The 14718-nt window shown below is 44.7% G+C and carries 14 protein-coding genes; 8 read left to right on the top strand and 6 right to left on the bottom strand.

Annotation, left to right across the window (positions count from 1 at the left end; translation table 11 throughout):
* Positions 1-64 precede the first annotated feature (64 nt).
* Positions 65-1093 carry an aldo/keto reductase gene (locus tag HRU80_04300; GenBank protein QOJ28137.1) on the top strand — a complete coding sequence of 343 codons (1029 nt, stop codon included), beginning with the start codon at positions 65-67 and terminating at the stop codon, positions 1091-1093.
* A gap of 409 nt (positions 1094-1502) precedes the next feature.
* Here HRU80_04300 and HRU80_04295 read toward each other — a convergent pair whose 3' ends face one another.
* The 3 genes from HRU80_04295 to HRU80_04285 all read right to left on the bottom strand — a co-directional run bounded on the left by HRU80_04295 (position 1503) and on the right by HRU80_04285 (position 3980).
* Positions 1503-2675: a PEGA domain-containing protein gene (locus HRU80_04295; protein QOJ28136.1), complete on the bottom strand. Its 1173-nt coding sequence runs from the start codon at positions 2673-2675 to the stop codon at positions 1503-1505.
* Between the two features lie 67 nt (positions 2676-2742).
* Positions 2743-3489 (bottom strand): PEGA domain-containing protein, encoded by a 747-nt coding sequence (locus HRU80_04290; protein ID QOJ28135.1) that lies wholly within the window; start codon positions 3487-3489, stop codon positions 2743-2745.
* A 29-nt stretch (positions 3490-3518) separates the two neighbouring features.
* On the bottom strand, positions 3519-3980 hold the full coding sequence (locus HRU80_04285) for a hypothetical protein (protein QOJ28134.1): 462 nt from the start codon (positions 3978-3980) through the stop codon (positions 3519-3521).
* 239 nt (positions 3981-4219) lie between these two features.
* Between HRU80_04285 and ccsA the strand changes: the two genes are divergently transcribed.
* From ccsA to hemB, 4 genes are read left to right on the top strand one after another with little or no spacing between them, the layout of a single operon-like run.
* Positions 4220-5044 (top strand): cytochrome c biogenesis protein CcsA, encoded by an 825-nt coding sequence (gene ccsA, locus HRU80_04280; protein QOJ28133.1) that lies wholly within the window; start codon positions 4220-4222, stop codon positions 5042-5044.
* A gap of 44 nt (positions 5045-5088) precedes the next feature.
* Positions 5089-6369 (top strand): glutamyl-tRNA reductase, encoded by a 1281-nt coding sequence (locus HRU80_04275; protein QOJ28132.1) that lies wholly within the window; start codon positions 5089-5091, stop codon positions 6367-6369.
* Between the two features lie 38 nt (positions 6370-6407).
* Complete coding sequence (gene hemG / locus HRU80_04270) at positions 6408-7787, top strand: protoporphyrinogen oxidase (GenBank protein ID QOJ28131.1); 1380 nt, start codon at positions 6408-6410, stop codon at positions 7785-7787.
* 12 nt (positions 7788-7799) lie between these two features.
* Positions 7800-8774 (top strand): porphobilinogen synthase, encoded by a 975-nt coding sequence (gene hemB / locus HRU80_04265; protein QOJ28130.1) that lies wholly within the window; start codon positions 7800-7802, stop codon positions 8772-8774.
* Between the two features lie 69 nt (positions 8775-8843).
* Here hemB and HRU80_04260 read toward each other — a convergent pair whose 3' ends face one another.
* Positions 8844-9539 (bottom strand): TrkA family potassium uptake protein, encoded by a 696-nt coding sequence (locus HRU80_04260; GenBank protein ID QOJ28129.1) that lies wholly within the window; start codon positions 9537-9539, stop codon positions 8844-8846.
* Between the two features lie 8 nt (positions 9540-9547).
* Positions 9548-11371 (bottom strand): ATPase, encoded by a 1824-nt coding sequence (locus HRU80_04255; protein ID QOJ28128.1) that lies wholly within the window; start codon positions 11369-11371, stop codon positions 9548-9550.
* A gap of 269 nt (positions 11372-11640) precedes the next feature.
* Here HRU80_04255 and HRU80_04250 point away from each other — a divergent pair, with 269 nt between their 5' ends.
* From HRU80_04250 to HRU80_04240, 3 genes are all read left to right on the top strand, one after another.
* Positions 11641-12357, top strand: coding sequence for a glycerophosphodiester phosphodiesterase (locus tag HRU80_04250; protein ID QOJ28127.1), 717 nt, complete (start codon positions 11641-11643; stop codon positions 12355-12357).
* A gap of 146 nt (positions 12358-12503) precedes the next feature.
* Entirely contained in the window at positions 12504-13373 is an 870-nt protein-coding gene (locus tag HRU80_04245) for a cation transporter (protein QOJ30448.1), read from the top strand.
* 33 nt (positions 13374-13406) lie between these two features.
* The gene (locus HRU80_04240) at positions 13407-13622 is read left to right on the top strand and encodes a hypothetical protein (GenBank protein ID QOJ28126.1); all 216 of its coding nucleotides are present in this window, start codon (positions 13407-13409) and stop codon (positions 13620-13622) included.
* On the opposite strand, the gene HRU80_04235 is transcribed toward HRU80_04240, so the two are convergent.
* Positions 13619-14677, bottom strand: a complete 1059-nt coding sequence (locus HRU80_04235) for a glycosyltransferase family 9 protein (GenBank protein ID QOJ28125.1) — start codon at positions 14675-14677, stop codon at positions 13619-13621. The two genes, HRU80_04240 and HRU80_04235, sit on opposite strands and share 4 nt — an antisense overlap.
* Positions 14678-14718: the final 41 nt, after the last annotated feature.

Genomic DNA, 14718 nt, shown 5'->3' with positions numbered 1-14718 from the left:
CTTTATCAATTCAGAATTTCGTTCCTAAAAATATACACTTTTTTACTATTAATGTGAGGTATGCGTGAACTATAAACTGCTCGGAAAAACAGGACTTAAAGTTTCGGAGGTCTGTCTTGGAACAATGACTTTTGGTGAGGAGTGGGGCTACGGCGCCAACAAGGAAATAAGCCGCAAGGTATTTAACACGTTCGTGGAAGCCGGAGGCAACTTTGTTGATACCGCTAACAGATATACAGAAGGAACATCAGAATCTTTCCTGGGTGAATTTGCAAAACCGGTTCGCGATAAAATTATTCTGGCAACCAAATACTCCCTCTATAATGAAAAGGGGGAAATTAACGCCGCGGGGAATAACCGGAAAAACATGATCTACTCACTTGAAAAAAGTCTTAAACGCCTGCAGACCGAATATATAGACCTCTACTATCTGCATATATGGGATGGTCTTACCGGCGCAGATGAAATCCTCCGCGCGTTTGATGATCTGATATCTTCCGGTAAGATTCTGTATGCCGGAATATCCGACACACCTGCGTGGATTGTCTCACAGGCAAATACCATTGCTGAGTTCCGCGGGTGGAACAGATTTCAGGCGGTACAGGCAGAATACAGTCTGATAACCCGTGATGCAGAGCGAGATTTACTGCCGATGGCAGACTCATTCGATATGGCCGTCACTGCCTGGGCTCCTCTTGCAGGAGGTGCGCTTACGGGAAAGTACTTAAACAATGACAATGATAAGAAACGGCTGAAACCGGAAAGCAAACGCCTGAATGAACGGTCTGTTGCCATTGCGAAAGAAGTATATACCATCGCGCAGGAGCTCGGAGTGCCTTCCGCCGCGGTTGCCGTGAAGTGGGTTATGCAGCGTCCGCAGGTGATTATACCGGTTATCGGTGCTAAGAATGCGGAGCAGTTAAAAGAGAGTCTTGCTTATAGTTCAGTTACCCTGACCGATGACCACCTTGCCCGCCTGGAAAAAGTAAGCGCCATAGAGTACGGTTTCCCTCATGATTTCATCAGAAGCGCTGCAGCCAGAGAACTGGTTTATGGCGGAATGGAATCAAAGATCCTGAAACACAGAAGATAATTATGAATTGTGAATTATGAAGTATGAATTTTGAATGGTGGGTTGCCTGATTAATTTATAGAATTATCAGAATTTTTCCGGTAGAGACGATGCATGCATCGTCTCCGTGGAAAACCCCTCGTCCTTTGTAAAGACGATGCAATCGCTATTCGGATTGTATATACACATCCAGTTCGTGCGATTGCGTCGTCTTGCTGTCGCGATGGTGTGGTTGATTTGGTTGATACATTTGTGCAGCTTTCCCTTCTTCCCCGTGACGCTGAAAACCTTAGATTGGGTTTTCTCAGTAGAGACGATGCATGCATCGTCTCTACTGAAGATTTTCATGCTCCCCCCTATTGATATATACCCATAAAAAAGCCGCCCCGTTTTCACGGAGCGGCTTTTTGTTTCAGACCTGAGATCTAAATTAGAATCTTGTATCTCTTTGAGTCTGATTATACTTGTACGAAACAATAACCCATCTAAACGGATCTGTTGGTCCGGTACCGCCCCCTTTTGAATTTATAATTAACTTAACATAGTTGAGGCTATTAGTATAAAGAAAACTGTAAGTTATTGAATTTCCGGATTTTGAGTAAGTCCAATCACCACTGGTGCTTGAGTAAAATGGCGCATCAATACCATCTTCGATGTTAACTGAAAAAATATTATTATAAAAATCAGTGTAACGAAGTGTTGTACCAGGCCTTAAATGCTGACTTTTTAGGTCAACAATATCAAGATAAATGTCTGCATCTGAAGAATTTGAATTAACCAATGTCCCTGAAGCAAGATTCAACCCCGAATAATTCGAACTCGCCTTTTCAAATAGTTTAATGTTTGAAAAAGACAGAATTGGTATTATTTCTTGTGTCAGCACTATATTCTTTGTAACTACTTCTCCAGGTAGTGCTTCTACAGAAAAAGTTGTATCGTAAAATTCAGTTAGTTTAAGTGTAAAATTATTAACTCCATATAGATTGTTTATCGTGTCTGGAGTAGTTTTGCCAGTGTTTATACCATTATTATATATCTGGGCGCCAGATGGAAATGAGCCAATCACTATAGAGCCTGGTGGAGCCACCAACAAATCGACGTTTCTGACGATAGTTTCACCTGAGATTATATTAACAAAAAAGGTCACGTCGTAATAGCCTACTTTTTTTAAGGTAAACTCATATGACTTTGGCAGGAGACCTGAAATTGTATTTGGAGTTGCTTTGTTTGTATTGACACCATTTACGTATATTTTCGCATTAGCGGGATTACTATTAATGTAGATGCTGCCAGTGACGCCAGGTAAAAGCTGAATTGTTCTCAAAATATATTCCTCTTTAACTACCGTCACTGTTAAAGTAGTGTCTCGATAACCGCTTTTTTTAATTGAAATTTTTTGATTGCCAACGGGCACTTTAATTGTATCAGGTGAGAATTTGGAAGTACTTATATCGTTTACAAATATTTCGGCACTATCCGGCTGGGTGACAATATAAACATAGCCATAAACTGGTTCGTTTGGTTCAGTTGGTTTTTCATCGGAACATGAGTTTAGCAGAAGCATTGCCATAATGCTCTGCAGGAGAAGGATTTTGAAGTTCATTTGAGCCCCTAACATAAAGTTAAAAAAAAGGCCGCCTTTTTAGAAAGGCGGCCTAAGAATTAAGAGATTAGAATCTTCTGTCTCTTGCGGTCTGATTGTATTTGTAAGAAACTCTTACCCACTTATCCGGATCGGATGGGCCTGTGCCGCCGCCGGTTGAGGTGATTTTCAGTTTTACAAAATTCAGATCGTTGGTATAGAGGAAGCTATACGTAGTTGAAGTACTTGCTTTAGTATAGGTCCACTCACCGCTGGTGCTTGAATAAGCAGGAGCATCTGCGCCGTCATCAAGATTGGTAGCAGTTACGCCATTGTAGAAATCAGTGTAACGAAGTGTGGTGCCAGGACGGAGGTGCTGGCTCTTTATTTCGGTTACATCAAAGAAGATATCAGCATCTGCTGAGGTAGAATTAACTCTGGTGCCTGATGAGAGATCAAGTCCTGAGAAACCGCTTGCAGCTTTTTCAAAGAGCTGGATATCATTGAAGGTTTCAACTAAAAGCGGAACCGGGGTTAAAGTAACAGCTTTGGTTGTAGTCTGACCTGAGGTGACTGTTACAGTGAAGGTTGTATCCTTGTAGTCACTCAGTTTCAGAGTGATGCTTACTGAACCGGCAGTTACATTCTTCAGAGTATCAGGAGTAACTTTGCCAGAGTTGGTTGTACCCTGGAAAATCTGAGCTCCTGAAGGAGTTGAAGTAAGAACGATATTGCCTGTGCCGGCTACCGGATCCGGATCGGTTGTTGTTTCGTCGCATGACGCAAGGAAAAATCCGAGCGACAGGACCATAACGGAATAAAGAAGTTTTTTCATGAATTATCTCCTGATATATATAATTAATTTTAGTCCATTTTAAGGGTTACGTCGAAGGTCTTATTTGGAGCTGAGTTCAGTGAGAACTTACCGGTAAAGGTTTTTCCGTCTTCGCTCAGTGTTCCTTCATAAAGACCAGCGTCAGGACCTCTCTCAACATCTTCAAATTTGAGAGCTTTGGTTGCAGGGTCAACGGTACCTTTAACTTTTGATACGAGCGGTTTTGCCCAGTTAACGGTGGTTTCACCTTCAAAATCGTTTCCGGTCTGAGCGGTAACTTTCAGAACCATTTTCTTATCTCTGAATTTACCTGACCAGTTACCCGTGAGGGTTGGAGCAACGGGAGCCGGCGGTGTTTTAACCGTGTCTACCGTGGTGGTATTTGTTGTATCGTTATTAGCCGGCTGTTCTTTCTTTTCGCAGCCAGCGAAGAATACTGCCGTACCCATGAACAGCACAACAAATAATCTAAGAACTTTTGCTGAGAACATTTATCCTCCTGAAATGATGATTGATTTTTAGTTTCGAAAGAAAATTAAAGGGTAAATATATCAAATATCACTCTGACAATAAAGATTTCTTTTCTGTTCACCCTGTTTTCCCGTGTTTTACCTCACGGCCTCAGATGGCACAATAATTGTTTATTTATGGGAAACGTGTGCAAATATTTAATAATTGCCGTTTTTGGTCATTATGGTTAATTTTCAGAATAGTATTACAAGAAATGAGAATGGCTCAGGTCGTTGATATAGCAAATGTGACAGTATTCATGCTTTACCTCATCCTTTTCGGGGGGTATCTGTATGATTTCCTCCGCGGTGAGAAATTTACTAAAAATCTTACCCGGGTGTTGCTTTTTGTCTCACTTCTGGTTCATTTTTTCTACCTTATCATCAGAACCATTGCTTTTGACCATCCTCCGATCACCAATGTCTTTGAGATATTTACCGTTCTGGCCTTTGCCATCTGTTTTTCCTATTTTATCCTGGAGCTCCTTACCGATATCCGCGGAACCGGTGTCTTCATCATATTCATTGCCGTTGTTTTCCAAACCATTTCGACAATTTTTATTGAGGATCTCGTCGAGGTAAGGGATGTCCTCCGGAGCAACCTGCTCGGCACCCATGTTTTCAGCGCGCTGCTCGGTTATTCCGGCATCACCATATCAGCAGTCTACGGCTTCCTCTACCTTACGCTTTACAAGGATCTGAAGGTGAACAAATACGGCCTCCTTTTTGACCGGCTCCCGAATCTGGAACTGCTGGAAAAACTCAGTTTTTATTCAGCTATTATCGGTTTTGTACTCCTGACCATTGCCATGACCATCGGCATTATCTGGCTGCCGCAGGCATTCCCTAATTTTTCGTTTTTTGATCCTAAACTGATCGCCACTTCGCTTGTCTGGCTTATGTATGGAATCGGTATCACTCTTAAATTCAGCGGAAAATGGTACGGCAAGAAAGTGGTTATTACTTCCATTATCGGATTCGTTCTCGCTATCTCTTCAACCATAGTCACCAATTTTATATCAAAGAGTTTTCATTCGTTTTACTGAGATGGGTGATGCTTCTTTTTATATATGTGTAAGTTTCTGATACGATGGATATATTAGCAGTTTCCGTAAATCATAAAACCGCGCCGGTCGAGCTCCGCGAATCGCTGCACCTCTCACCGGAGGAAATTAAAGTTTATCTCGATGAGCTGAAGGGAAAATATTTTTCCGAGGGCTTTATTATCTCAACCTGCAACCGCACGGAGATATACGGCATTCCATCCGCATCCGGCATCAATTACCTTGATCTCGAAAAGTTTCTCATTGAACGGAAGCCGGTCGGTGATATATCCGATGATAATTTCCAGAAGTTCTTCAGCTGCTCCGCGTTAAATCACCTGTTTCGTGTAGCTTCAGGAATTGATTCTCTTATGGTGGGGGATAATCAGATCCTTGGCCAGGTCAAAGAATCGTTCCAGATGGCGGAAGAAAAGAACTTTGCGGGATTCCTGATGAAGCGGGTTTTTGATTCAGCCGCGCGGGTCGGCAAAAGAGTAAAAACGGAAACCACCATCAGTGACGGTGCAATCACTGTCAGTTACGCGGCAATTCAGCTTATTGAAAAGATTTTCTCAAACCTGAATAAAAAATCTGCATTAGTCATCGGTACAGGTGAAACCGGAGAACTGGCAGCCAAACATCTGCGGGATAAAGGCATCGGGCGCTTAGTGCTCACCAACCGCACGCTAAGTAAAGCAGAATCAGTTGCGGAGAATTTATCAGCACGGGTTGTTCCTTTTGACCAGTTCCGCGCGAATCTGCATGAGTATGATATCATCGTATCTGCAACCTCAGCTCCGGAAATCATTATCACGCAGGATGACGTGAAAGCGATGATGAAAAAACGGGGCCAGACCGCCTCGGTATTCATGGATATAGCCGTTCCGCGTGATATATCCCCGGATATTAAAAAGATTGATAATGTATTCTATTATGACATAGATTCACTCAACATCATCGTTGACCAGAATCTGAAAAAGCGGCGTGATGAAATTCCCAAGGTACAGAATATCATCACTGAAGAACTTGTTGCGTTTTATAACTGGTATAACGCGCTCGAAATTGCGCCGACCATCAAATCGCTGCGTGATCACTTTGAGGAAATCCGTGCTGAGGAAGTGCGCAATCAGATTAACAAGTTCACCGATTCAGACAGAGAAAAGCTTGAAATTATAACAAAACGGATCGTAAACAAACTGCTTCATCACCCGACCGTGGAACTCAGAAAAGTTGCCGAGCAGGGTGTACAGTCTCCAGAGGCAATGGCAAAAATCGCCATACTCCGGGAGCTTTTTGGCATCAGCAGCGGCGATAACCGGAACGAATAAGCCCGGGCATATATACAGAGAAGAAATGAGGTTGTTACTTGTCTAAGCGAATTGCAATTATCGGCGGAGGAATCTCCGGACTTTCCATAGCGTACTGGCTCTACAAGGCAAATGCTGATGTTTATGTGCTCGAAAAAGGTTCTGAAGCCGGCGGCTCAATGGAAAGCCAGGCCGATGCAGGTTTTCTCTTTGACCGGGGACCCAACAGCGGACTTGAGACCACCCCCCTTCTGCAGGAAATGGTGGCCGGGCTTGAACTTCAGGATGAATTTATTTACGCAAGCACTACCGGCAATAAAAGATATATACTCCGTGACGGAATCCTTCATCCCCTTCCGATGTCACCGCCTCTCTTTTTAAAGAGCAAACTTTTTTCAACCGGCGCAAAACTTCGCCTGATGGCAGAACCTTTCGTCGGCAGATCAAAGGATGGTTATTACCAGAGTGTGGCGCAGTTTGTTGAACGGCGTCTTGGCAGGGAGTTTCTTGATTACGCAATTAATCCGTTTGTCTCGGGTGTATATGCCGGAAGACCGGAAGATCTCTCCGTAAAATCTTCCTTCCCGAAACTATACGAACTGGAAGAAGAATACGGCGGACTGATTCTCGGAACCATCCGGTCCATCCGCAAAAGAAAGAAACGCGCTGAAAAATCAAAGCAGTCCGCGAAAATGTTTTCTTTCCGCAGCGGCATGCAGACTCTGCCCCGGGCAATAGCGGCTAAACTGAAAGACCGGTTCATTCCTCTGGCCGATGTGCAGGAAATCAGCAAAGAAAACAACAAATATATACTTTCCTACAATAACGCAGGCGCGGTCAAGCAGTTTGAAGCTGACATGATAATCAACACTGCCCCTGCTTTTATTGCGTCACCTTTGTTCAGAAAGTTTGATGCCACATTATCCAATCATCTGGATGCTGTCTATTATCCTCCGGTGCTTGTTGTATATACCGCCTTTGAAAAGGCCGCCATCAAGCAGCCGCTCGACGGATTTGGCTTCCTTATTCCGGAAAAGGAAAAAAGAAATTTCCTCGGGGCAATCTGGAGCAGCGTGCTCTTCCCCGGCAGATCTGCGGATGGCTCTGCTTCCTTTACCCTTTTTGTGGGAGGAGCAAGAAACTCACAGATAGCAAATGAAGACCGGGAAAAGGTTATTAATACAGCTCTGCGTGAATTCCGCGAGATTATGGGTATTGACGAACTTACCGATCCGGTATATCTGTCTCACCGTTTCTGGTCCAAAGCAATACCGCAGTATACCATCGGATATATCGAACATGAGCGTTATTTTGATGAGTTTGAAAAACGCTTCCCCGATATAATACTTGCAGGTAATTACCGCGGAGGCATATCCGTGGGGGACTGCATAAAGAATTCTAAATTAACCGCCGATAAGGCATTATCACGTTTATCATAAGAGAAGAAAACCATGTCAACACAGCTTCCCATTAAACGCTTCCGCCGTCTCCGCTATAATCCGCTCGTAAGAGATATGGTGCGCGAAACGGTTCTCACAAAAAATGATTTCATCTACCCCCTCTTTGTTGTCCCCGGTCAGAATATAAAAAATCCGGTTAAGTCCATGCCCGGTGTCTTTCAGCTTTCTATTGATATGCTGGTTAAAGAGTGCGCTGAAGTTGCAGCTCTCGGACTGAAAGCAGTTATTCTGTTCGGCATCCCGGATCATAAAGATGAAGTCGGTTCCGGCGCATATGATGAGCAGGGTATAATTCAGCGTGCAATCCGCGCAATCAAAAAGGATGTACCCAATCTGCTGGTAATCACCGATGTATGCCTGTGTGAATATACATCGCACGGCCACTGCGGAGTGCTTGATGGTGAAGAAATTGTGAATGATGCAACCGTCAGTCTTCTTGTTAAAGAAGCCCTTTCTCATGCCGATGCAGGCGCTGATATGATTGCCCCGTCAGATATGATGGACGGCCGTATCTATGCTATCAGGAAAGCTCTGGACTACAAAGGCCACACAAAGATTCCGATTATGAGCTACGCGGCTAAGTACGCCTCCGGATATTACGGCCCGTTCCGCGATGCAGCTGAATCAACCCCTGCCTTTGGCGACCGCCGTTCTCATCAGATGGATATCGGTAATGCCGAAGAAGCGCTGCGCGAAGTTGAAGCCGACATCGAAGAAAATGCTGACATCGTCATGGTAAAACCCGCAGGACCGTATCTGGATATCATCAGAAGAGTGAAAGATACATTCAAAATGCCGACCGCAGCATATCAGGTCAGCGGTGAATATGCCATGATCAAAGCAGCGGGCGCAAACGGATGGATTGACGAACAGCGGGTGATGATGGAATCTCTCTATGCCATCAAACGCGCCGGCGCCGATATGATTCTCACCTATTTCGCCAAAGACGCCGCGAAGCTTCTGTAATAGATTAGAGGTTATTTAAAGCTTTCAATAGCACCGGGCTTAAGCCCGGTGCTATTGAATTCTACGAAATCAGTTCTTCCCAAAAACCTTTTTAATATTCTTCTCCGGTCCGAATAGCACCAGTATATCTCCCCGTTCGACGACGGTGTCTGCATCGGGGATGCCGATTATCTTTTCTATGCTTTTTTTGCCAAACCCTAAAACCCCTTTTGATTCTGTCATTCTCCTTATGGTGATCAGACTTACCCCGAAACTTTTTCTCATATCCAGTTCACGGATTGTCTTTCCGATATATTCTCCCGGTGCTTCGGCTTCGATGATGATATAGTCATCATTCAGACTGAATGAATCAATGATGTTTTCCATGGTGAGTGACTGAGCAAGCCGTATGGCTGTTTCTTCCTCAGGCAGCAGCACTTCATCAACGCCGAGATGCCTCAAAATCTGCTGATGTTCAGCGGTAACCGCGCGGACTATGATACGCTTCACACCGATCTTCTGCAGATTCATGATGGTCAGCAGTGTTTCTTCAAAGTTGTCACGCAGGGCGATCACCACTGCATCAAACTCTTCAAGCCCCTGGCTTCTCAGAACTTTTTCATCACAGGAGTCCAGACAAACCGTCTGCGTTACCGCATCTTTAATCTGTTCAAGTTTTTCCGGATCCTTGTCAATGGCGAGAACTTCACTGCCTGAATCTGAGAGTTTCTGGCTCAGATATTCGCCAAAGTGACCGAGTCCTATTACAGCAATCTTTTTTCTCATGCGTAAACCTATATTATAATATGTTCTTCTGAATAACGGTATTTTCCTTCACTCCGGTGTCTGAGGAAGGTAAAGAGAAATGTGAGCAATCCTATTCTTCCCAGAAACATCATCGTTATGATAATACATTTACCTGCCGGGCTGAGCGATGTTGTGATTCCGGTAGTTAACCCGACAGTACTGAATGCTGAAACCACTTCAAAAAGAAGCGCCATAAATTCCTTGTCAGGTTCGGCAAGCATCATTGTGAAAATAGCCAGCGAAATAAAGAATACGGAGAGAATAATAGTGGCAAATGCTTTAATAACTGCAACCTGAGGTATTTCCCTTCCCCAGAGCTCCACATATCTTCTTCCCCTGCCAAGACTCACCAGATTTAATAATGCAACGGTAAAGGTAGTCGTCTTAATGCCTCCTCCCGTTGAACCGGGTGAAGCCCCAATCCACATATACAAAACCATGATAAAAAGCGTCGGCTCCGCCAGCGCGGAAAAATTAACCGTGTTAAAGCCCGCGGTTCTTAGCGTAACGGACTGAAAGAGCGATGCAATAAAGCCTTCAGCAAAACTCATTCCCGCGAGTATCCGGCCGGACTCCAGTATATATATCAGCAGCAGCCCGCTTGCCAGGAGTATCAGTGTTGATACCAGAACGATCTTGCTGTGAAGTGAAAGCCGGCGCCGGTTGAATCCTTTTCGTGCGAACGGGTTTAGTTTTCTTCCGATATTGGACATGACCGGAAATCCAAGTCCCCCCAACACAATGAGTGTCATGATGGTAAAAAGCATCAGATTGTTCGATGCCAGACGGACATGCGCAAGGCCTGCCGGATCCAGAGAAAATCCGGCATTGCAAAACGCGGACACCGAATGAAAAACCGCAAAGTAGATTTTATCCTTTCTGGCTGAAAGATATGCCGGATCAATGGAGTAATATATACTTAGAGCTCCGATTGATTCGATTATTACCGTCATCAGGACGATCACCAGCACCGTCTGCCGTATCTTTCCCGTACTTTCCTCATCCAGCATATCCTTCAGCGTTGCATACTCTTTAAGCTGAGCTGCATTGCCAAGTATCACGCTTATAAAAGTAGTGAGCGTCATAATGCCCAGCCCCCCAAGCTGAATGAGAAAGAGAATAATCAGCTGCCCGGTAAAGGTAAAATAACTGCCCGTATCAACCACCGTAAGACCCGTTACACAAACCGCACTCGCCGAGGTAAAGAGCGCATCCAGAAACGGCATACCCGCTGAATGCGTGGCTTTTGGCAGCGAAAGCAAACCCGCTCCAAACATGATGAGAAAAAGAAAACTGATCATAAGCAGCGCGGGCGGATGAATACGGTAGTTGGTCAGCCGTGAACTAAACCGCACCCAGTTAAAGATCAGTGCAAGCAGAAGAAATACCTGGCTGGCCACCAGATATACATTGGTAACGGCAACCGGTGTCAGATTCGGGTTAACTGAAAGAGCAATTTTAGATGCAAGATCGGGGAACACCAGATAAACCCCGATAAACAGCAGCAGCAGTGATTCCCCTTTTCTCCTTCTGATGTATTCGGGAATATTCCGGGCGGTGAGAATCTGAAAAAGACTCAGGATAAAATAGACGTTAAGTATATATACACGGAGCTGATGCCCGGCTTCCGAGTATGCAGGATGCAGATGAAATCCGTACTCGGCTATCATGCTTACCCCGGCAATAATCGCCAGAACAGCCCGGAGGATGCGGAACATGCGGTAAAGGAAATCACCGTAAGCTCCCCATTTTTCATTCTGATCCTGCTGCCCGTTCCGCTGATTTCTGAAGCGGCTCAGTAATTTACTCAAGTAATACCGTAATTATTGCTCTTTACCCTCTCAATTTACCTAATTACCCCAAAAGAGGAAAATCCCTCCCCGGAATTCATGCGCTGTAACTCTGCTCACATATTCGGTTAAATCCGCATGATTCTGCCGGATACGCAAATTGTCACTTAATATTGCGGTTCAGTTTTATATATTTCTGTACAATTTATTATTTTTCAGTTTGACTCTGGGGACAGGCAAAATCTGCTGCTTTCAGATTTACTGCCCGTTCGTTAACAAATATCAGCAGAATGCCAGTACAAATTACAGCTCACAGAGGGGCCTCGGGTTCGGCTCCTGAAAATACTCTTGTTGCATTACAAAAAGCCATTGAGGCAGGGGCAGAGTATGCCGAGATTGACGTTCAGGAAACTTCTGACGGCAAACTGGTTCTGCTGCACGACCCCGACCTGAAAAGAACTGCCGGCATTAAAAAGAATATCTGGCAGGCCTCTTATGACGAAATTAAACATCTTGACGCCGGCTCATGGTTTTCCAATGCGTTCCGGGGAGAAAAAATTCCCCTGCTGGAAGAAGCAATTGAACTGGTCCGCGGCAAAATGCTTTTGAATATAGAATTAAAAACAAACGGTTATGAAGTCCGCCTTGCCGAAAGAGTGTGTGAAACCGTGAAAAGGATGAATTTTTCCGGTCAGGCAATTATCACTTCATTTGAACCCGGGCAGATTAAAGCCGTAGAAAGTACTGCGCCTGAAATGCGTACCGGCCTTATTTTTTATTTCATGCCGTCATATAATGTACTTTCCATACAGTCCCCCGTACTGAGTATGCATAAAAGAAATGCCGGGAAAAAATTCATTGAACAGGCGCGTGAGGCCGGCAAAGAACTGCATATCTGGACGGTAAATGAGGAAAAAGATATGCGCGAGCTGATTCAGGCGGGGGTGGATAACATCATCACCAATTATCCTCAGCAGCTGAGGAACATCCTCAATTCAATGACCTGATCCGGTTCTGATTCTCTTTTATCAGCAGCTAAGGTCTTAGTAATTTTAGGAATGATTTTTTCAGAATTATCCGAAGTAAATAATCAGCCGTGAGCCACCATCACTCACACTCCCATGCGCATGATCACCATCACCATTTTGAAAAGATGGGTACCCGCTTTGCCCTGGGTGTGGCGATTAATGTTCTTTATATAATAATAGAAGGCGGTTACGGATTCCTGACCGGCTCGCTCTCCCTGATAGCCGATGCCGGGCACAATTTAGGTGATGTGCTTGCCCTGCTCACTTCATGGTTTGCCCTCTATCTCTGCACGCTTCGCCCCGGAGGCAATAAAACATACGGATACAGAAGATCAAGCATTCTGGCTGCACTTTTCAATTCGGCACTGCTTCTGGTCGCTGCGGCTCTCATTGCCGCTGAAGCGGTCCAGCGTTTCTTCACCCCGCAGGCAGTTCCCGGAACCGAAATCATGATCGTAGCGGGAATTGGCATCATCCTGAATTTTGCCACAGCCATGCTCTTTTACCGGGATAAAGAACACGACCTGAACATCAAAGGCGCTTATCTCCATATGATGGCAGATGCACTGGTTTCCGTCTCGGTTGTTGCCGGAGGTTTTATCATTTATACATGGAATATATATATTCTTGATCCGGTCATCAGTCTGGTTATTGTAGCTGTTATCGTTTATAATACCTGGGGAGTGCTCCGGGACTCGCTTAATCTCGCGATGGATTTTGTCCCCGGCAAGATAAACCTTACCGAGGTACGCGGGTTTCTTCTTTCCATCAATGGAGTGAAGGAACTTCATGATCTGCACATCTGGGCAATGAGCACAACAGAAACAGCTCTAACCGTACACCTGATTATGCCGGATTCAGAACCGGATGACAAACTTCTCAGTGACATCTGTGCTGATCTTAAACGACTTTTTGGTATCTCCCACTCAACCATTCAGATTGAAAAAGGAAGCCAGGCGCATCCCTGCTCACTGAATACCGCAGGAACACATTAATTCCGGATTATTAGAAAAAAAAAGGAACCAGGTATGTTTCAGAAAATCAATTTCATCTTTGGTCTGGCTATGATCTTCCTCTATCTCGGGGCGGGATTATTTTTTCTGTTCGGGAGTGAGTACCTGGACATGAACGAAACATTCCGGGTTGCATTCGGACTGATTGTTCTGCTCTATGGTATTTTCAGGGGATACAAGGCATTTCTTCACTTCAGGGAAAGCAAAGAAACCGGGGAAGAAGAAAGCTAAAGATACTTTTTCACAGCGGTATATACCATCTGCGTATCAATCTCTTTAATGCACTTAAACTGCACATCGCTGCGGCTGCAGGAAAGAGGACTCGGGGAATAAAAAAAGCAGGGTGAACATTCTAACCCGAGTGAAACCATGGTATGCTCCGTCCTCCAGGGATAAATATATGAAGTGTTGGTCGGCCCTATGATGGCTATGGTTTTCCGCTGCATTGCCGCGGCAACATGCATCTGGCTTGAGTCATTAGTCACAAACACATCACACTTACCGATAATAGCGGCAGACTGAGCCAGGTTTTTCGTCTTTACACTGAAGCAAAACTCAGAATTGCATTCCTTACGGATATATTCTTTAAGCTCCTCTTCTTCGGGTCCTCCGAAAATCAGCACAAGTGCATTATCATCAGTAATCAGTTTCTTTGCAAGTGAAGCAAACTTTTCCGGCTCCCATCTTCTTTTAATATGATTTTTCAGCAGAGAACAGCCGGGATGCATACCAATGACTCTTTTCCCCTGCGGAAGCGTGCGGATATATTCTTCAGCAAAAGAGCGGTCATCACCGGTGAGATTAAAAACCAGTTCCGGCGGGGTTCCTGCTTCAAATCCGAGCAGCTTCGCTGCAATCATCAGATTATGCTCGGTATTATGCTTTCGGTCATCTTCATCAACCAGAACATTATTCAGAAAACCCAGTTCTTTCTTATATACCCTTTTATATTTAATCCCGCCCCGCCTGTCAGCTCCTATAAGAAATGAAATAACTGCATATTCTTTCCGGTTGGAAGGATATACACTTATCGAAAAATCATACTTCCCCCTGAGAGAAAGAACATACCGGAGTGCTGATAGGGGATTTGCGTTCAGGAAATCGAAGAAGAGAACACGGTCGGCAAGTCCGCTCCGCTCATAAATATCAGCAGCGGCTTTATACATCAGCAGGACATCAACAGCCAGGTCAGGACGCTCCTCCCTGATCCGCTTCAGCGCGGGAGTAAACATCAGCGCGTCACCTATTCCGGAGAGCGCGATAACCAAAAGCCGTTTCTGTTTCATATCAATAAAAAACCGCCGGACAGAATGACAGAAGATTTAAT

The organism is Ignavibacteriales bacterium (assembly GCA_015709675.1).
Classification (GTDB): domain Bacteria; phylum Bacteroidota; class Ignavibacteria; order Ignavibacteriales; family Ignavibacteriaceae; genus H2-BAC3.
Note: the sequence above shows the minus strand (reverse complement) of the source record. Positions and strands in the feature narration are given on the sequence as shown.

What these genes read in the sequence shown, in the direction of transcription:
- HRU80_04295 (QOJ28136.1), bottom strand. Translation starts at nt 2,675, where the DNA reads ATGAACTTCAAAATCCTTCTCCTGCAGAGCATTATGGCAATGCTTCTG.
- HRU80_04290 (QOJ28135.1), bottom strand. Translation starts at nt 3,489, where the DNA reads ATGAAAAAACTTCTTTATTCCGTTATGGTCCTGTCGCTCGGATTTTTC.
- HRU80_04285 (QOJ28134.1), bottom strand. Translation starts at nt 3,980, where the DNA reads ATGTTCTCAGCAAAAGTTCTTAGATTATTTGTTGTGCTGTTCATGGGT.
- ccsA (QOJ28133.1), top strand. Translation starts at nt 4,220, where the DNA reads ATGGCTCAGGTCGTTGATATAGCAAATGTGACAGTATTCATGCTTTAC.
- HRU80_04275 (QOJ28132.1), top strand. Translation starts at nt 5,089, where the DNA reads ATGGATATATTAGCAGTTTCCGTAAATCATAAAACCGCGCCGGTCGAG.
- hemB (QOJ28130.1), top strand. Translation starts at nt 7,800, where the DNA reads ATGTCAACACAGCTTCCCATTAAACGCTTCCGCCGTCTCCGCTATAAT.
- HRU80_04260 (QOJ28129.1), bottom strand. Translation starts at nt 9,539, where the DNA reads ATGAGAAAAAAGATTGCTGTAATAGGACTCGGTCACTTTGGCGAATAT.
- HRU80_04250 (QOJ28127.1), top strand. Translation starts at nt 11,641, where the DNA reads ATGCCAGTACAAATTACAGCTCACAGAGGGGCCTCGGGTTCGGCTCCT.
- HRU80_04245 (QOJ30448.1), top strand. Translation starts at nt 12,504, where the DNA reads ATGGGTACCCGCTTTGCCCTGGGTGTGGCGATTAATGTTCTTTATATA.
- HRU80_04240 (QOJ28126.1), top strand. Translation starts at nt 13,407, where the DNA reads ATGTTTCAGAAAATCAATTTCATCTTTGGTCTGGCTATGATCTTCCTC.
- HRU80_04235 (QOJ28125.1), bottom strand. Translation starts at nt 14,677, where the DNA reads ATGAAACAGAAACGGCTTTTGGTTATCGCGCTCTCCGGAATAGGTGAC.